We start from the raw sequence: 18,815 nt of genomic DNA on the forward strand, positions 1-18,815 counted from the left end.
GTCTGCCTCCGACGGATGACGTGCTGAGTGGGGACGTGGCGGTCGGGCCACCGGGGACGGCCGGTGGCGTGTGCCGCCTAGGAGGCGCTGCCGGGCCGGCGCATCGGCCTGAGGGCGGGCCGGGCCTTGCGGGCCGCGGGCAGCGCGGCGGAGAGTTCGCCGACCGTGGGGTGGTCGAAGAGGGTGCGGATCGACAGCTCGACGTTCAGGGCGGCGCGGATCCGGCTGACCAGCTTGGTGGCGAGCAGCGAGTGGCCGCCGAGGTCGAAGAAGCCGTCGTCGATGCTGACCGTGGCCAGCCCGAGCACCTGGGCGAACAGCTCGCACAGGCTCTGCTCCTGCGCCGTCCGGGGGGCGCGGCCCTCGGGGGCGCCGGTGTAGTCGGGGGCGGGCAGGGCGCGGCGGTCGACCTTGCCGTTGGGGGTGACGGGCAGCGCGTCCAGGGTGACGATCGCGGCCGGGAGCATGTAGGCGGGCAGCCGGTCGGTGGCGAAGGTGCGCAGTTCGCCGGGGGTGGTGTCACCGGTGAGGGTGAGGTAGGCGACCAGGCGCTTGTCGCCGGGTCGGTCCTCGCGGACCAGGGCGAGGGCCTGGCGGACGGCGGGGTGGGCGGTGAACGCGGCTTCGACTTCGCCGAGTTCGATCCGGAAGCCGCGGATCTTGACCTGGTCGTCGGCGCGGCCGAGGAACTCCAGGACGCCTTCGGTGGTGCGGCGGACGATGTCGCCGGTGCGGTACATCCGCCCTCCTTGCCCGCCATCGGGCAGGAGGGGCCCATTGCCCTTGCCGCCGAAGGGGCAGGCTACGAAGCGCTCGGCGGTGAGGGCCGGGCGGGCGAGGTAGCCGCGGGCGAGTCCGGCGCCGGCGATGTAGAGCTCGCCGGGCACCCCGGCCGGCACGGGTTGGAGCCCGTCGTCCAGGACGTAGGCCCGGGTGTTCGCCATCGGGCGGCCGATCGGCACGCTGTCCGGTACCGACTCGGCGGTGGCAAAAGGCAGTTGGGTGGCGCAGAGGGTGATCTCGGTGGGGCCGTAGAGCACCCGGACGGCGAGCTCCGGGACGGCTGCCAGTACCCGTCGTACGGCCGGCGCGGAGACCAGGTCGCCGCCGGTCAGCACCTCGTGCAGGCCGGTGAAGACGGCGGGGTCCTCCTCGGCGATGACCCGGAACAGTCCGGCGGTGACGTGCACATGGGTGAGGTGGTGGGCCCGGACCAGCGTGCCGATGGCGGCCGCGTCCAGGTCGCCCTGGGGTGCGACGACGACCTGCCCGCCGGAGAGCAGCGGGGCCCACAGTTCGTAGGTGGAGGCGTCGAAGGCGTGCGGGGCGTGGAAGAGCACCCGCAGCCCGTCGGGGTGCTGCCAGCACGGGTCGAAGGCGAGCTGCACCACGTCCCGGTGGGTGATGGCGATGCCCTTGGGTTCCCCGGTGGAGCCGGAGGTGAACATCACATAGGCGAGCTGTTCCGGATGGATCGCGGGCCGCTGGGCGCGCCGCTCGCGCGGGCCCTCGAAGCGGTCCGGGGTGACCGTCAGCACGGGGCAGGGCGCGTCGCTGGCCAGCGGGTGGTCGCGGTGGGCGGCGTCGGTCAGGACGAGCGCCGCCCCGGTGTCGGCGGTGATCCGCCGTAGCCGTTCGGCCGGGTGCCGGTCGTCGAGCGGGACGTAGGTACCGCCCGCCTTGAGGACGGCCAGCAGGGCGACCAGCAGCTCCGCGGAGCGGGCCATCAGCAGCACCACCGGGGTGTCGGTGCCGACCCCGGCGTCGGTGAGCTGGGTGGCCAGGTGCTCGGCCCGGCCGTCGAGTTCGGCGTAGCTCAGCGCCCCGGTCTCGGAGACCACCGCGACGGCGTCGGGGGTGGCGGCCGCCCGGGCCTCGAACAGCTCGGGCAGCGACGCGTCCGGGACGGGCACGGCGGTGTCGTTCCAGCCGGTGAGCAGCTGTGCGCGCTCGGCCGGGGCGAGGATCTCGATCGCGCCGATCGGTGCGTCGGGCTCGGCCGTGACGGCCCGCAGCACCCGCAGCAGCCGCTCGGCGAGAGCGGTCGCGGTGCCGTGGTCGAACAGGTCGGTGGCGTACTCGATCGCCACCGTGAGGCCGGCCCGGGGGCCCTGCTCGGTGAAGCGGAAGGACAGGTCGAACTTGGCCACGTCCAGCACGAAGGGGTGCTCGGCGCAGGCCAGTTCACCGAGGGCGGTGGGCACCGCCGCCGGGCTCTCCAGGGCCACCAGGGTCTGGAACAGCGGGTGGCGGGCCGGGGTGCGGGTCGGGTTGAGCTGCTCGACCAGGCGCTCGAAGGGCACGTCCTGGTGGTCGAAGGCATCCAGGTCGGTGCGGCGGACCCGGTCCAGCAGCTCGCGGAAGCCGGGGTTGCCGGAGGTGTCGGTGCGCAGCAGCAGGGTGTTGACGAAGAAGCCGACCAGGTCGTCCAGCGCCTCGTCGGTGCGTCCGGCGACCGGGGTGCCGAGCGGCAGGTCGGTGCCGGCGCCGAGCCGGGTGTAGAGGACGGCGACCGCGGCCTGCAGCACCATGAACAGGCTGGCCCGCTGGGCTGCGGCCAACTCGGCCAGTGCGGCGTGCAGTTCGGCGTCCACCACGGCCTCGGCCAGGCCGCCGCGGTGGCTCGGCGCGGCCGGTCGCGGCCGGTCGTACGGAAGCGCCAGCTCCTCCGGGGCGTCGGCCAGGGTCTGCTGCCAGTAGGCGAGTTGGGCGGTCAGCAGGGCGGTGGGCCGCTCCTGGTCGCCGAGCAGCTCGCGCTGCCAGAGCGCGTAGTCGGCGTAGTGGACGGGCAGCGGCTCCCACTCCGGTGCGGCACCGGTCAGGCGGGCCCGGTAGGCGGTGGCCAGGTCGCGGAAGAGCGGGGCGACGGACCAGCCGTCGCCGGCGATGTGGTGCAGCAGTACCAGCAGCACATGCTCGTCCTGCGGCAGGGAGAACAGCGAGCAGCGGAGCGGAAGTTCGGTCGCGAGGTCGAAGACCTCCCGGCCGGCCCCGGCCAGGGCGGCACGCAGTTCCGCCTCGTCGGCCACCGGGACGACCCGCAGCGGGAGTTCGGGGACCTCGGTGACCAACTGGTACGGCTGGCCGTCGGCGGTGGGGACCAGGGTGCGCAGCGCCTCGTGCCGGGCCGCCACGTCCCGTAGGGCCCGTTCCAGGGCGGGGTGGTCGACGGCGCCGGTCAGCCGGAGCGCGAAGGGGGTGTTGTAGAGCGGGCTCGGGCCCTCGAACTGCTCGATGAACCAGAGGCGTTGCTGGGCGGGGCTGAGCGGGACGCGCTCGGGCCGCTCGGCCGGGCGCAGGGCCGGGCGGGCCGGGCCGGAGGCGGGGAGGGCGGTGGCCAGCGCGGCCACGGTGGAGTGGTCGAACAGGGTGCGGATGGGGAGTTCCGCGCCGAGGGCGGTGCGGATCCGGCTGACCAGCTTGGTGGCGAGCAGGGAGTGCCCGCCGAGGTCGAAGAAGTTGTCGTCGATGCTCACCGTCGCCAACCCGAGGACGTCGGCGAAGAGTTCGCACAGGGACCGCTCGGCGTCGGTGCGCGGGGCCCGGCCCTCGGCGCCGCGGTAGTCGGGGGCGGGCAGGGCGCGGCGGTCGACCTTGCCGTTGGAGTTGACCGGCAGGGTGTCGAGGGTGACGATCGCGGCGGGCACCATGTAGCCGGGCAGTCGGTCGGCGACGAAGGCGCGCAGCTCCTGGGGGGTGGCCGGGCCGGTGGCGTACGCGACCAGGCGCCGGTCGCCCGGTCGGTCCTCGCGGACCAGGGCGATGACCTGCCGGACGGCTGGGTGGGCGGCGAACGCGCTCTCCACCTCGCCGAGTTCGATCCGGAAGCCGCGCAGCTTGATCTGGTCGTCCGCTCGACCGACGAACTCCAGTTCGCCCGGGTGGCTCCAGCGGGCGAGGTCGCCGGTGCGGTACATCCGGTCGCCGGGCTCGCCGTAGGGGTCGGCGGTGAAGCGTTCGGCGGTCAGGGCCGGGCGGCCGACGTAGCCGCGGGCCAGGCCCGGTCCGGCGAGGTAGAGCTCGCCCTGGACACCCGCCGGCACCGGCCGGAGTCCGGCGTCCAGCACGTACGCCCGGGTGTTGGGCAGCGGGCGGCCGATCGGGACGCTGTCCGGCACCTCGGCCGCGGTGGCCATCGGGTGGCGGGCGGCGAAGGTGGTGGTCTCGGTCGGCCCGTAGACGTTGAGCACCCGGAGGCCCGGGCAGGCCTCCAGGACCCGGCGCATGGCGGTCGGCGAGGCGATGTCCCCGCCCGTCCACACCTCGCGCATCCCGGCGAAGGACTCCGGGGCCTCGGTGGCCAGCACGTTGAAGAGTCCGACCGTGATGAAGGCGCCGGAGACCCGCTGCCCGCCGAACAGCCGGGCGAGCTCGGCGATCCCGAGCCGGCCGGGCGGGGCGATCACCAGGCGGCCGCCGGAGAGCAGCGGGGCCCAGACCTCGTAGGTGGAGGCGTCGAAGGCGGTCGGGGAGTGGACCAGTACGCGGTCGTGGGCGTCCCGGTCGAAGGCTCCGCCGAGGGCGAGGTCGACGATCGAGCGGTGGGTGATGCCGATGCCCTTGGGTACTCCGGTGGAGCCGGAGGTGTGCATCACATAGGCTAACTGGGCGGCGGGGAAGCGGAGTCCGAGGTTGTCGGCGGTCTCCTCGCCGACCGTGAGGGTGGTCAGCCCGGTCAGCGCGGGGTGGTCCCGGTCGGTGATGGCGAGGCCGGCGCCCGCGTCGGCGAGGACGGCCCGCAGGCGCTCCTCGGGCTGGGCGTCGTCGAGTGGGACGTAGGTTCCGCCGGCCTTGAGGACGGCCAGGACGGCCACCACCAGGGCGGGGGAGCGCTCCAGCAGCAGGGCGACGGGGGTCTCGGTGCCGACGCCCGCCGCGACCAGGCGCAGCGCCAACCCGTTGGCCCGGGCGTTGAGTTCGGCGTAGCTCAGCTCTCCGGTCTCGGAGACCAGGGCGACGGCGTCGGGGGTGGCCGCCGCCCGGGCCTCGAACAGCTCCGGCACCGAGCCGGTCGGCAGCTCGGTGACCGGGCCGCGCCCGCCGGTCAGCAGCCGTTCGCGCTCCTCCGTGGTCAACACCTCGACCGTGCCCAGGAGTTCGGCCGGGTCGGCGACGATCCGGTCCAGCAGGGCGAGGAAGCGGTCCAGCAGGGTGCGCGCCTCGGCCGGGGTGAAGGCGTCCGGCTGGTGGTCCAGCCGCAGGTGGAGGCCGTCGCCGGGGGTGAGCGCGAGCACCAGCGGGTAGTGGGCGCTGTCCACGTCCTCGACCAGGGTGACCCGGGTGGCGCCGCTCGGGTCGGCCGCGTCCAGGGCGGACGGGTCCGGGTAGTTGCCGTACACCGTGACGGTGTCGAACAGGCTGCCCAGTCCGGCGAGTTGCTGGATCTCGGTGAGGCTGAGGTGCTGGTGGTCGAGCAGCGCGGACTGCTCGTGCTGGAGGCGCAGCAGCAGCTGCCCCCAGCTCTCGGCCGGGTCGAGGGCGACCCGCACCGGCACGGTGTTGATCAGCAGGCCCATCATCCGCTCGACGCCGGGCAGGTCGTGCGGCCGGCCCGACACGGTGGTGCCGAACAGCACGTCCTCCCGCCCGGTGAGCCGGGCCAGCAGCACGCCCCAGGCGGCCTGCACCAGGGTGTTGAGCGTCACGCCGTAGCGGCGGGCGGTGCGGCCGAGCGCCTCGGTGGCCGTCGGGGTGAGGCCGGTGTGCAGGCGCAGCGGCAGTCGGGGGACGGCGGCGGAGCGGCCGGGGGCGAGCAGGGTGGGCTCGTCGGTGCCGTCGAGGGCCCGGGCCCAGGCGGCGCGGGCGGCGTCCTCGTCGCGCCGGGTGATCCAGCGCAGGTACTCGCGGTACGGCGCGGCCGGGGGCAGCGGCTGCCCGAAGTACAGGGCCCAGAGTTCCTCGGCGAACAGCGGGGTGGACCAGCCGTCCAGCAGGATGTGGTGGGCGGAGGCGATCAGCCGGTGCCGTCCGGGGGCCAGGGTGAGCAGGGTGTAGCGCAGCAGGGGCGGCCGGGCGAGGTCGAAGCGGCGGCCGTACTCGGCGGCGGCGATCCGGTCGGCCTCGGCCTCCGGGTCGGCCTGGCCGGTCAGGTCGACGACGGCGAAGGGCAGGTCGACCCGGTCCGGGACGGCCTGCACGGGCGGGCCGTCGGGGCGTTGGTGGAAGCCGGCCTTGAGGTTGGGCTGGCGCCGCAGCAGGTCCTCGGCGGCGGTGCGCAGGCGTTCGGCGTCGACCGGGCCGGTGAGGTCGAAGGTGCAGACGGAGGTGTAGACGTCGGCGCCGTCGGTGTCGTAGGCGGCGTGGAAGGCCATGCCTTGCTGCAGCGGCGAGGTGGGCCAGACGTCCACCAGGGCGGCGGGGGCGTGGAGTTCGGCGAGCCGGTCCACCTCCGCCTGGTCGAGCGCGACCAGCGGGAAGTCGGAGGGGGTGTGGCCGCCGGCGTCGGGTCGCTCGGCGTGCCGGGCGAGTGCGCCCAGCGCGGTGAACCAGGCCTCGGCGAGCGCCCGGACCCGTTCCGCGGTGAGCAGTTCGCCGGCCCAGGACCACTGGGCGACCAGCAGCGGACCCTGCGGGGTGTCCACGGTGGTGGCGTCCAGACCGAGGACCCGGCCGAGCGCGAGCTCCGGCGCCGCGCCCTCCGTCATCGCCTCGGCCCCGGCGAGCACGTCCTCGGCGGTGACGCCCTCGGGCTGGAAGCGGCCCAGGTAGTTGAACTCGACCTGCGGCTCGGCGTATCCGGCCAGCACCGGGGCGGTGGCCGGGTTGAGGTGGCGCAGCAGGCCGTAGCCGATGCCGTTGTCCGGGACGGCGCGCAGCTGCTCCTTCACCCGGCCGAGGGCGCGGCCGAGCAGGGGCCCGGCGGCGGTGACCTCGGACCAGCCGAGCGGCCCGGGGGCGAGCCGGACGGGGTAGACCGAGGTGAACCAGCCGGCCGTGCGGTGCAGGTCGACGCCCTCGACGACCTCCTCCCGGCCGTGGCCCTCGACGCTCAGCAGCACCGCGCCGTCCGGCCCGGCCGGTACGTCGCCGCGCCAGTGGGCGAGGGCGAGCGCCAGCGCGGTCAGCAGCACGTCGTTGACCTGGGCGTGGTAGGCGGCCGTGACCCGGGTGAGCAGGGCCCGGGTGGTGTCGGCGGGGAGCACCAGGCGCAGGGTGCCCTCGGTGGCGTAGGTGTCCCGGGCGGGGTCCAGCGGTCGGTCGCCGAGCAGCGGGTCCGGGGTGGCCAGCGCGGCCTGCCAGCGCGGGAGTTCGGCGGCCCGGCGGTCGGTGCGGGCCTCGGCGGTGAGCCGCTGGGCCCAGCGGCGGAAGGAGGTGGGCACCGGGGGCAGTGCGGGCTCCCGGCCCGCGCGGACGGCGGCCAGCGCGGCGAGCAGGTCCTCCTCGACGATGCGCCAGGTGACGCCGTCCACCACCAGGTGGTGGATCACCAGCAGCAGCTGCCCGGGCAGCTCGGGGCCGGTGCCGAAGCGGACGGCCTGGACCATCCGGCCGTCCTCGGGGGAGAGCCGGTCGCGGGCGGTCCCGGTGGCGGCGCGCAGGCTCTCCGCGGTGGCCGGGCCGGGGACGCCGAGCAGCACGGTGGCGGCCGGGACGGCGCCGGGCGCGGGGACGTGCAGCGTCCAGGGGCGCTCGGCGAGCGGGGAGGTGCGGGCGCGCAGCAGGTCGTGGTGGTCGAGCAGCGCCTGCAGGGCGGTCACCAGGTCGGGGTCCGAGGTCCCGGCGGGCAGGGTGAGCAGGGTGGCCTGGTGGAAGCTCCGCACGGCGCCGTGCTGTTCGGAGAGCCAGTGCACGATCGGGGTCGGCGCCACCTCGCCGAGGCCGGCCCCGGGGGGCTCGACCGCGACCGGTCCCTCCAGCGGGCGGGCGAGCGGGGCCAGCGCTTCGACGCTCGGCGCGTCGAAGACCGCGCGGGGGGTGAGCCGGAGCCCGGCCTGTCGGGCCCGGGAGACCAGTTGGATGGCCACGATGGAGTCGCCGCCGAGCTCGAAGAAGGAGTCGGTGACCCCGACCCGGGGGAGGCCGAGCACCTCGGCGAAGAGCCGGGCCAGGGTGTGCTCCACCTCCCCGGCGGGTGCCCGGCCGCCCTGCTCGGCGGCGCCGAGCACGGGGGCGGGCAGGGCGCGCTTGTCCACCTTGCCGTTGGGCGTGAGCGGCATCCGGTCGAGCACCACGACGACCGGCACCATGTGGTCGGGCAGCCGCTCGGCGCAGTGGGCGCGCAGCTCGGCCGGGTCGGCGCCGCCGACGGTGTAGCCGACGAGGCGGCGCTCGCCCGGGCGGTCCTCGCGGACCAGCACCGCGGCCTGGCGGACGTCGGGGTGGGCGGAGAGGGTCTGCTCGATCTCGCCGAGCTCCACCCGGAAGCCGCGGATCTTCACCTGGTCGTCGGCCCGGCCGAGGAAGTCCAGCTGGCCGTCCGGTCGTCGGCGGCCGAGGTCGCCGGTGCGGTACATCCGGTCGCCGGGCCCGCCGAACGGGCAGGCCACGAAGCGGTCCGCGGTCAGGGCGGGGCGGCCCAGGTAGCCGCGGGCCAGGTGCGGTCCGGAGACGTACAGTTCGCCGACCGTGCCGGGCTCCACCGGGCGCAGCCGCTCGTCCAGCAGGTGGATCCGCACGTCCTGGCAGGGGTGGCCGATCGGGGGCTGCTCGGTGCCGGTGAGCGGCTCGCTCATGGTGACGATGACGGTGGTCTCGGTCGGCCCGTAGCTGTTCAGCATCAGCCGGTCGCGGCCGAGCCGGGCGGCCAGTTCGCGCGGGATGGCCTCGCCGCCGCCGATCAGGGTGCGCAGCGTGGGCAGCGGGACGTCCGGCAGGGTGGCGGCCATCGCGGTGGCGACGTCGGCGTGGGTGACGCCGTGCCGGTCGATCAGCGCGGCCAGCGACTCGCCGACCAACTCGCTCTGCTCGCGCGGGAGGACGAGCGCGGCGCCGGTGCTGAGCGCCACCGCCAGGTCGGAGACGGACACGTCGAAGCTGAGCGAGGCGGCCTGGAGCACCCGGCTGCCGGGGCCGACGCCGGTGGCCGCGACCTGGGTGCCGATCATGCTGGGCAGCCCGGAGTGGGTGACGGCCACGCCCTTGGGCAGGCCGGTGGAGCCGGAGGTGTAGATGACGTACGCGGTGTGGTCGGCGGTCAGCGGCCGGACCCGCTCGGCGGCGGTGAACGGGGTGCCGGTCCGCTCGGCCAGCTCGGCGAGGTGCCCGGGGGAGTCGAGCAGCAGCCGGGGCGCACCGGTGTCCGGCAGCCGCCCGGCGGTGTCGGCGGTGGTGAGCACCAGCGCGGCCCGGGAGTCGGTGAGCAGGTGGCGCAGCCGGTCGGCCGGGTAGGCCGGGTCGGCGGGCAGCCAGGCGGCGCCGGTCTTGGCCACGGCCAGGATCGCGGCGATCGCCTCGGGGGACTTGGGCAGGGCGAGCGCGACGACGTCCTCGGTGCCCAGCCCGCGGGCGGCCAGCACCCGGGCCAGCCGGTTGGCCCGGGCGTCCAGTTCGGCGTACGTGAGGACGGCGTCCCCGGCGTACAGCGCGGGGGCGCCCGGGGTGCGGGCGACCTGGGCGTCCACCAGCGCGCCGAGGGTCGGGCGCGGGTCGACGTCCGGGTCGGCGGCCGGGGCGGCGAGCCGGGTGGCCAGGGCGGCCGGGGTGGGGGCGTCCAGCAGCAGCGGCAGCGGCACCCGGAAGCCGAGCTCGGCGCGCACCCGGGCCGACAGCCGGACGGCGGCGGGCCGGTCGCCGCCCAACTCGAAGAAGCCCGCCGCGGGGTCGACCGACTCCCGGCCGAGCACCTCCGCGAACAGTCGACACAGCACCTCGGCCGCTGCCGGCCGTGGGTGGGCTCTGTGCGTCTGCTGGTCCCCGGACATGTGGCTCTCTCCCTCGTTGCTGCGCGACCGGTGGAGCGTGCGGTGGTGCGGTTCCGTGGTGCTGTGCCGTCGTGCGGTGCCGTGGTGCTGTGCGGCGGGGTGCGGCGGGGTGGTGCGGTGCCGTCAGTGGCCGGACAGGTGGGCGACCAGGCTCTTCGGCCGCAGGTCCTGCCAGTGCTGCTCGACGTAGTCGACGCAGTCCTGCCGCCCGGCGGCGCCGAAGACCTGCTGCCAGCCGTCGGGCACCGGGCTGAAGACCGGCCACAGCGAGTGCTGGCCCTCGTCGTTGACCAGCACGAGGTACTGGGCGTCCGGGTCCTCGAACGGGTTCGCCATCGTCGGTTTCCTCTCTGTTCCGGGAATTACGGGGAGGGGGGAATTTCGTCGGCGTTCGGTGAACGGTGCGGGTCGGCTTCGCGTGGTGCGGAGAGTGCGTCGGCATACCCGGCCGGTGACTTCACCGCGGTGCGGTCACGGACCCCAGCCGGAGTCGTCCCCGTGCACCGTGTGGACCTTGGTGAGCCCGGCGGAGGCCATGGAGAGGTGCGCTCCGGAGCGGCCCTGGAGGACGACGAAGGAGATCAGCAGAAGGGCGAGAATCCCGAGCATCTCGTGAATGCGACCGGCATGATTCGTCATGGCGAATTCCTCTTCCTGAGGCGGGCGGTGTGTGCGCTCCTCGCTGTGAAAGAATCCTGCCGAGGCTCAAACTGAGGTGGAAGCTCTGGTCGTTGTCGGGATCACGCAATGCGGGAACCGGAAGCGTGAACAAAGTGTGTCAAAAACGGGCAGAACTGATGCAATGAGCACCTGGCACTGTCAGATCAGTGGTGGGGGCCGCGCTCAGTGCCGGGAGCCCCGGCGCAGTTCCTCCCGGACGGCCGGCCAGTCCCCGCTCCACGGCCGCCCGGCCCCGGACGGCGAGTCCAGCGCCAGCGTCGCCAGGTAGACCCGCTTGAGCGCGGCCCGTTCGTCCCGCACCCGCCCCGCGACCTGTTCGATCCGGCGCAGCCGGGCGTGCAGCCGCTCCAGCGCGCCCCCGCCCGCCAGCAGCCGGCGCGCCTCCGGCCCGAACCGGAAGCCGGGGGCGAGCAGCGGCCAGGCCGCCCGCCAGACCCGGAACACCTCGCGGTGGCTCGGCCCCCACTCCCGCTCGGCCCGGCCGAGCCGTTCCAGCGCCACGGCCTCGGTGGGCGCCGTGCAGATCTCGTGCAGGGTCCGGGCCAGCCCGCCCCAGTCCTCACCCGGGGCGTGCCGCAGCGCGGCGTGCAGCAGTTGGGCCACCGAGGTGTGCACCACGGTGCGCGGCCAGCGCTCGGCCGCCGCCTCGGCCAGGCCCGGCGCGGCGTCGCCGACCAGCACCCAGACCTCCCGCACCCCGCGCTCGGCCAGCCCGGCCAGCACCTGCGGCCAGTTCTCCCCGTCCGCGGTCGGCCACAGGCCCAGCACCTGCCGCAGGCCGTCGGCCGAGATCCCCAGCGCCAGGTGCACCAGCGGGCCGCCCGAGCGGCCGCTGCGCACCGAGTCGAGGAAGACCACCGGGTAGACCGGGTCCAGCGGGCAGCCGCGCCGCTCGGCCAGCTCGTCCAGCACCTGGTCGGTGATCGCCGAGACGGTCTCCCGGCTGAGCTCCACCCCGTACACCTCGGCCAGATGGGCCACCAGCTCGCCGGAGCTGAGGCCGCGCGCGGTGAGCGAGACCACCAGCCGGTCCAGGCCGGGCAGTCGGCGGGCCCGGGGGCGGACCGTCCGGGGGGCGAAGCTGCCGTCGCGGTCGCGCGGCACCCGCACCTCGACCGGGCCGATCTCGGTGAGCAGCCGTCTGGCCCGGGCGCCGTTGGGGCCGTTGGTGCTGTTGGGGCCAGTAGTGCTGTTGGTGCCGTTGCCGCCATCGGGACCGGCGGGGTCGGCGGCGCCGCCGGGGCCGGCCGGGGCGTCGGCGCCCGGACCGTGCAGGTGCTCCTGGAGCTCCAGCTCCAGGGCGCGCTCGATCAACTGTTTGGCGAGCGCCTGGAGCAGCCCGCCGTCGCCGAGCAGCCGCACCGCGCCGGAACCGACCTGCGCGGCCGCCGCCTCCGCGAGCTGGCGCACCAGCCGCTGGTCCACCAACCCGGTCGGGTCCCCGGAGGCGGGAGGGGGGTCGGGATCAGTGCGCAACAATGGGGGTGCCCTCCGTCCGTCGGCCGGACCGTCCACCGGCCGTTCGCTCCGGCCGCCCTGACGGGGCGACACGTGCAATGCGACGGTCATCCGCCCGTCACCGCAGCCGGGTACGGTCGTGCTCGCGTCACCACCGTCGGACGCCGTTGCCGGGCAGGCCCGATAGCGCCGAGAACCGCTGATTTCCGCGCCTTCAGGGCGTACACTCGCGGCTGTCGTGGCCCGGGGGGGATGCGTCCGAACGGCAGGCTGTTCCATCCTGCCCCTTCGGATGCCTGGCTCCAGCCGGTGCGGGCATTCGTGAAAGCGCAATGCCGAAGCCGGAAGGACGCCCAGATGTGCGTATCCCAGGACAGCTGCACGGAAAAGGGGACACCTCAACTCTGTGACCGGGGGGTCGAGTTCTACCGCCTCGCGGTCGCCGAAGGCGGCGCCGACGCCGGACAGGCCCCCGAATGCCTGCTCGTCATGGGCCTGCTACGGGCCCTGCCCGGCGACGGACAGCGGCTGGCCGCCGTCCCGCCGGACCTCGCGGTCACCGGCCTGACCCGGCCGCTCGAACTCGCCGTACTCGCCCACCAGGAGCGGCTCGCCGAACTGCGCACCGCCTTCGCCGTCGCCGAACACGCCTACCGGGACGTGATGAGACAGGCCCAGCTCCCGATTCGCCTGCTGGCCGGCGAGGAGATCAACCCCGCGCTGGACAAGGCCGTCGCCGCCTGCACGGAGGAACTGCGTACCGCCCAGCCCGGCGGCGGCCGCGGCGCCGACCACCTGGCCGACGCGCTCCCGCGCGACCTCGCCCTCGCCGAACGCGGCGTCCGCCAACGCACGCTGTACCAGCACACCGTGCGCTCGCACGGCCCCACCCTCGCCTACATCGAGCAGGTCACCGCCCGGGGCGCCCAGGTGCGCACCCTGAACGAGGTCTTCGACCGGGTCATCATCTGCGACCGCTCCACCGCCTTCATCCCGGCCGGCGCCCAACGTGAGGCCGCCGCAGTGCTCATCCAGTTCCCGCCGCTGGTGGAGTACCTGCTCAAGATCTACGAACTGATGTGGGAACGCGCCGAACCCGTCACCTACCAGGACGGCCACCACCGCCCCCGGCTGCTCACCGACCGCACCCGGCAGAACGTGCTGCGGCTGATGGTCAACGGCTACACCGACGAGGCCATCGCCTCCCGCCTCGGGATGAGCACCCGCACCGTCTCCAGCCACATCCAGAAGGCCAGCGAACTCCTCGGCAGCCGCAGCCGCGGGCACCTGGGCTACATCATCGCCAGCGAAGGCGTGTTGGCCGAAGCGCTCGACGAACTCTGACCGCACTCCCGGCACTTCCGGTACTCTCGGCACTCCCGGCACGAGGCTACGGGCAGCGCAGCCTCACCAGGGAAGCCCTCGGAGAAAGAAGACCCCGTGCTCGACCCCGCGCTCCGGAGCGCGCTCCGGGACCTCCGAACCGTGCGGTCCCGCAAGCCCGCTGACGACGACCGGGACGGTCTCGCCGACTGGCACGAGGCGATGGCCGACGTCCTGGAGGCGCTGGCCGGGCTGCTCCTCTTCGCCTCGGACCGACGGCAGGCCCGGACGGCGGCCGACCGGGCCCGGAGGGCGGCGGCCGAAATCCGCTCGCGTCCGGCGGCCGGCGTGGGCGAGGCTGAGCGGATGCAGCGAGCGAACAGTCGGACCGTGACCGTCGATCTGACCCACGGGGACGCGTACTTCGGGCAGCTGGGCCCGTTCGAGACGGACCTCGGCTGGTGGTCCTCGGTGGACGGCGTGGTCGCCCGGGCGAGCGAACTCGCCGGAGTGCCGGTGCTGGTGACCCGCCTGCTCGACGGACGGAGCGCGGACCCCGGCCACGGCGGCCGGGTGCGCTACCACGCCGAGGCGCTCCGGCGGCCGACCGGCCTCGACCCGCGCCCGCCGGACGCCGGGACGGCCGCCCTGCTGGCCCCCGCCGCCGGGCGCGCCGCCTGGGCCACCCCGGAGGGCCTGCGCGCCGCCCTGGCCTGGGCCGAGACGCGGCTCGCCGACCTCGGCCGCCCGGCCACCGGCGCCGCCCGGCAGATCCGGACCTGGAACCTGTCCGGCCTCTTCCGCGTCCCCACCGCCACCGGCACCGACGCCTGGCTGAAGACCACCAGCCCGCGGTTCAACGCCCCGGAGGGCCGGGTGATCGCCCTGCTCGGTGGCATCGACCCCGCCCTCGTCCCGACGGTGCTCGCCGACGACCCGGCCGACGGGCGGCTGCTGCTCGACCACGTCCCCGGCGAGGACTGCTGGCGCCCGACCCCCGGGACCGTCGCCGACGTCGTCCCCCGCTTCGTCGCCGCCCAGGCCGCCCTGGCCGAGCGCCCGACCGCCCTGGCGGGGCTGCGCGACCGCACGCCCGCCGCACTGCACGCCCGGTTCACGGACCTGCTGGAGCGGCTGCCCGCCGAGACCGACCTGACGGCCGAGGAACGCGACCGGCTGGGGCGGTTCGCCGCCGAACTGCCCGCGCTGCTGCGCGAACTGGCGGCCTGCGGCCTCCCGGAGACCCTGCTGCACGGCGACTTCCACCCCGGCAACTGGCGTACCGGCGAGGCCGGTTCGGTGGTGGTCGACTACGCGGACGCCTGCCTCGGCCACCCCGCCGTGGACGGCCTGCGCCCCCGCGGCTACCTCGGCCCGGCGGCCTGGCGGCACCACGCCGGGGTCTGGGCGGAGGCCTGGCGCCGGCACCTCCCCGGCTCCGACCCCGAGCGCGCCCTCGAACTCGCCGAGCCGCTGCAACACCTGTTCTACGCGCTGCGCTACCAGGAGTTCCTGGACCACATCGAGCCCAGCGAACGCCCGTACCACGAGGGCGACCCGGCCGCCGAACTGCGCGCCGCCCTGGCCTGCCCGCCCCTCCGACCGGACCTTGCCTAGACTGCGAGGGTGGACCGTACGCCCTCGAACCCCGTGCCCGCGGCGCCGCCCGGGCACGTGCTGCCCGAACTGCCGCTGCAGGAGCTGGAGTGCTTCTCCGTCCTCGTGCACCAGTTGCACTTCGGGCGGACGGCCGGGCTGCTCGGCGTGTCCCAGGGGCGGGTCTCTCAGCTGATCAAGCGGTTGGAGGGCCGGGTCGGTGCGCCGGTGTTCGAACGGACCAGCCGGCGGGTGGAGTTGACCGAGCTGGGCCGTGGCCTGGCCGAGCAGGTGGTGCCCGCCTTCGCCCGGCTGCGGGCGGGCTACGACGAGGCCCGGGCCCGGGCCGCGGCCGCCGACGCGCCGCTGCGCCTCGGGTTCCAGTGCGCGGTGTACGAGCCGGTGGCGCGGGCCGTCTCCCGGCTGCCGGAGGGCGCCGCGGACCTGGTGGAACTGCCCTGGGGGGACCCGTTCTCGCAGCTCGACCGGGGTGAGGTCGACCTGGCGATCGCGCTCGCCCCGTGCCGGGAGCCGGGGTTGGAGGTGCTGCTGGAGTTCTCCCGGCGGCCGGTGTACGTGGCGGTGGCCGCCGCGCGCCGTCCGGCGGGCCCGGCCGTCGTGTCCGCCGAGGAGCTGGCGGAGCTGCCGTTGATCGAGCCGCGCGGCGCGGCGCCCGAGTACTGGCGGCTGGCCAACGCCCCGCGCCGGACGACGGACGGGCGGGAACTGACCTATCCGACGGGCGCCGCCACCGTCCAGGAGGGGCTGTCGATGGTGGCCAGCACCCGCCGGGGCCTGCTGCTGTGCGAGGACAGCACGCGCTACGTCCCGCGGCCGGACATCCGCTACCTGCCGGTGCCGGAGCTGGAGCCGAGCGCGCTGCAGGTGGTGCAGAGCGTACGGCGGCCGCACCGCCTGGCCGGTCGGTTCGTGGACTTGCTGCTGGCCGAGGTCAGTTGACGCTGTCGGCGCCGCCGGTACGGGCGTCGGCGGCGCGCGGCCGGGTGACGGCGGCGAGCAGCAGCCCGGCGGCGGTCAGCCCGGCCGCGGTGTACAGCACGGCGTGGTTCCCGGACCGGTCGACGACCACCCCGCCGGCCAGCGAGCCGAGCGCGATGCTCGCGTTGAACACGCCCGCCCAGACGGCCGCCGAGGCCTCGATCCGGCCGGGGTCGGCGGTGCGGATCCAGGTCTGGGTGGAGACCGACACCCCGCCGTACGCGGCGCCCCAGAGGATCAGGGCGAGCAGCACGGTGGCCACGCCGCCGGTGGCGGCCGGCAGCAGGGCGGCGGCCAGGGTGACGCCGGAGAGGGCGAGGGTGACGGCGAGCTTGGGACGGCGGCCGGACAGCGGACCGAGCGAGAAGTTCCCGGCGACGCCCGCCAGTCCGTACACCAGCAGGCAGGTCGCGATGGTGCCGCTGCTCAGGCCCGCGTCGGTTTCGAGGACCGGGCGGACATAGGTGTAGCCCGCGAAGTGCCCGAGCACGACGAACGCGGTGACGGCGGCGCCGGCCGCGACGCCCCGGTTGCGCAGCGCGTCGGTGAGGCCGCCGAGGCGACCGCGCCCGGTGACCGGCAGGGCGGGCAGGGCGGGCAGGGTGGCGGCCAGTGCGGCGGCGGAGCCGGCCCCGAGCAGGGCGAGCGCCCAGAAGGCGGCGCGCCAGTCGAGCAGTGCGGCGAGGTAGGTGCCGAGCGGGACGCCGAGCACCGAGGCGATCGAGACCCCGGAGAAGATCAGGGTCATGGTCAGCGCGATCCGCGGACCGTCGGCCAGCCGGGGGCCGAGGCCGGCGGCGAGGCCCCAGACGATCCCCATCGCGCCGCCGAGCAGGATCCGGCCGAGCGCCAGCACCGGGAAGGTCGGCGCGAGCGCGCTGACCGCGTCGGCGAGGGCGAGCAGCAGCATGAAGGCGATCAGCACGGTCCTGCGGTCGCGCCGTCCGACCAGGACCGGGGTGAGCGGGGCGAGCAGGGCGGCGATCAGGCCGGTGATGGTGAGGGTGAGTCCGGTGGTGCCGTCGGAGACGCCGAGGCTGTCGGACATCGGGGTGAGCAGGCCGACCGGCATCATCTCGGAGGACACCACGGTGAAGGTGGCCAGGGCCACGGCGAGCACCGGGGACCAGCGGTGGCCGGCGACCGGGGCCGGGACCGGGGCGGTCGGAGGGGCGGGGGTGGTTTCCGCTTGCGTCATGCGGTCAGCTCACCAGCGGCCCCGACGGCCGAACAAGATCGAATATCTCATCGACCGATGAGCCCGGCTCATCGATCGGGACAAGATCACCGCCGGGCCACCGGGACCCGGAACCGCAGGTGACAGCGTGACGGTCGGTGTGCGACCCTGCAGGTCGCGCGCCGTCGCGCGCAGGGGACCGGGGGGTTTCGGATGAGCGGTGGGTCGCCGTCGGGCGGGCACGGGCGGTGGGGTCGCCCGGCGGGCGTGCTGCTGGTCGTCCTCGGACTGATCGCGGCCGCCGCGGCGCTGCGCCCCGAGGGCGGGCTGCTCGGGACCCCGACGACCGGGCCGGTGGCGAACCTCGGCTACGTGGTGCTGCTCGGGCTGGTCTTCGCCGGCCTGGTCGGCAGGTTCGCGGCGCGCTACCGCGAGGAGGTCCGCCACCTCGACGGGCCGACGCCCCGGGCCGAGCGCCTGCGGGCGGTGGCGATCCGCCTGCTCCCGCTGGCCGCCGGCGCGGTGCCGGTCCTGCTGCTGGTCCTGCACACCCGGGCCGGCAAGCCGTCCGTACGGTTCGAGCCGCCGGTGGTGACCCCCATGAGCTTCCCGCCCGGCCTCCCGCAGGCCCCGCCGGTCACCGTCCCGGAGGGCGGCGGGGTGGGGGTCGGCGCGGTGGTCGTCGGCCTGCTCGCGGTGGTGGCGGTGGCCGCCCTGCTGATCGGGCTCGTCCTCCTGCTCCGGAAACGCCGTGGGCGGGTGCCGCTGCTGCCCGCGGCGCCGCCCCTCGCCGTCGTGCCGGCGCGTCCCGAGGAGGCGCTCGCGGAGGCCGTCGCCTCCGGCCGCCGGGCGCTGACGGGTGACGACGCCCGGGCCGCGGTGATCGCCTGCTACGCGGCGATGGAGGGCTCGCTGGCCGAGTCCGGCCTGCCCCGGCAGGCCTGGGAGAGTCCGACGGAACTGCTCCACCGGGTGCTGTCCGACGGGCGGGTCGACGCCGCCGCGGCACGGGAGCTCACCGCGCTGTTCCGCGAGGCCCGGTACTCCACCCACCCGATGGACGACGAGCAGGTGCGCCGGGCCCGTGCGGCCCTGGACGCCATCGCCGCCCGGCTCGCGGAGGCCGGCCCTCCGGCGGAGGACGGACTTCCGGCGCAGGCAGGGGCGCAGACCGGGGGAGGAGCGCGATGAGCGGCACCACGCGAGCGGACCGGGAATCGGACCGTGAACTCGCCCGCCCGGGCTCGGTGCGCCACAGCCTGATCGAACTCGCCGTGCCCGCCGTCCTCGCCGAGGTGCTGTTCGCCCTGGTCGGCGGCTGGCCCGGCGCGGGATTCGGCGCGGCCCTGCTGGCCGTCACCGGCCTGCTGGTCGGCCGCCGGGTGGCCGGAGCGGGAGCCGACGCCGTCGCCCTGCGCAGCCGGCCGCGGCAGCAGGAGCTGTACGAACCGGGCCTCGGCGACTGGCGCTGGACGGTCCGCCAGGGCCTCGATCCCAAGGGCGACACCGGACCGCTGCGCACCCGGATCCGCCGGCTGTACGCGGTACGGCTCGCCGAGGAGCACGGCCTGGACCTGTCGGCCGACCGCGACCGGGCCGCCGAACTGCTCGGGCCGCGGCTGTGGCCGTGGATCGACCCGCTGGCACCCCCGCCGGCGGCGGTCTTCCCGGCGGAGGTCGTGCGCGAGCTGGTCGACCGGCTCGACACGCTGTGACCTCCC

The 18,815-nt window shown here is 75.5% G+C and carries 10 protein-coding genes; 5 read left to right on the forward strand and 5 right to left on the reverse strand.

Annotated features, from left to right (window positions below; genetic code table 11):
- Positions 1–77: 77 nt before the first annotated feature.
- The 4 genes from ABTZ03_RS27395 to ABTZ03_RS27410 all read right to left on the reverse strand — a co-directional run bounded on the left by ABTZ03_RS27395 (position 78) and on the right by ABTZ03_RS27410 (position 12,017).
- Complete coding sequence (locus ABTZ03_RS27395) at positions 78–9,860, reverse strand: non-ribosomal peptide synthetase (protein WP_350515745.1); 9,783 nt, start codon at positions 9,858–9,860, stop codon at positions 78–80.
- A gap of 123 nt (positions 9,861–9,983) precedes the next feature.
- Entirely contained in the window at positions 9,984–10,196 is a 213-nt protein-coding gene (locus ABTZ03_RS27400; protein WP_350515746.1) for an MbtH family protein, read from the reverse strand.
- A gap of 135 nt (positions 10,197–10,331) precedes the next feature.
- Entirely contained in the window at positions 10,332–10,499 is a 168-nt protein-coding gene (locus tag ABTZ03_RS27405) for a hypothetical protein (RefSeq protein WP_350515747.1), read from the reverse strand.
- Positions 10,500–10,703: 204 nt separating this feature from the next.
- Complete coding sequence (locus ABTZ03_RS27410) at positions 10,704–12,017, reverse strand: IS256 family transposase (RefSeq protein WP_350515748.1); 1,314 nt, start codon at positions 12,015–12,017, stop codon at positions 10,704–10,706.
- Between the two features lie 339 nt (positions 12,018–12,356).
- Between ABTZ03_RS27410 and ABTZ03_RS27415 the strand changes: the two genes are divergently transcribed.
- The 3 genes from ABTZ03_RS27415 to ABTZ03_RS27425 all read left to right on the forward strand — a co-directional run bounded on the left by ABTZ03_RS27415 (position 12,357) and on the right by ABTZ03_RS27425 (position 15,878).
- A complete protein-coding gene (locus ABTZ03_RS27415) occupies positions 12,357–13,343 on the forward strand; it encodes a helix-turn-helix transcriptional regulator (protein WP_350515749.1) in 987 nt (328 codons plus the stop codon).
- A 96-nt stretch (positions 13,344–13,439) separates the two neighbouring features.
- Positions 13,440–14,939: a phosphotransferase family protein gene (locus tag ABTZ03_RS27420; protein ID WP_350515750.1), complete on the forward strand. Its 1,500-nt coding sequence runs from the start codon at positions 13,440–13,442 to the stop codon at positions 14,937–14,939.
- Between the two features lie 9 nt (positions 14,940–14,948).
- A complete protein-coding gene (locus ABTZ03_RS27425) occupies positions 14,949–15,878 on the forward strand; it encodes a LysR family transcriptional regulator (RefSeq protein WP_350515751.1) in 930 nt (309 codons plus the stop codon).
- Here ABTZ03_RS27425 and ABTZ03_RS27430 read toward each other — a convergent pair.
- Positions 15,871–17,115, reverse strand: a complete 1,245-nt coding sequence (locus tag ABTZ03_RS27430; RefSeq protein WP_350515752.1) for an MFS transporter — start codon at positions 17,113–17,115, stop codon at positions 15,871–15,873. The two genes, ABTZ03_RS27425 and ABTZ03_RS27430, sit on opposite strands and share 8 nt — an antisense overlap.
- A 192-nt stretch (positions 17,116–17,307) precedes the next feature.
- Here ABTZ03_RS27430 and ABTZ03_RS27435 point away from each other — a divergent pair, with 192 nt between their 5' ends.
- Positions 17,308–18,285 (forward strand): DUF4129 domain-containing protein, encoded by a 978-nt coding sequence (locus tag ABTZ03_RS27435; RefSeq protein ID WP_350515753.1) that lies wholly within the window; start codon positions 17,308–17,310, stop codon positions 18,283–18,285.
- Positions 18,282–18,809: a hypothetical protein gene (locus tag ABTZ03_RS27440; protein WP_350515754.1), complete on the forward strand. Its 528-nt coding sequence runs from the start codon at positions 18,282–18,284 to the stop codon at positions 18,807–18,809. The genes ABTZ03_RS27435 and ABTZ03_RS27440 overlap by 4 nt, the downstream gene beginning before the upstream one ends.
- Positions 18,810–18,815: the final 6 nt, after the last annotated feature.

The sequence above is a fragment of the Kitasatospora sp. NPDC096077 genome, from assembly GCF_040303245.1.
Lineage (GTDB): Bacteria > Actinomycetota > Actinomycetes > Streptomycetales > Streptomycetaceae > Kitasatospora.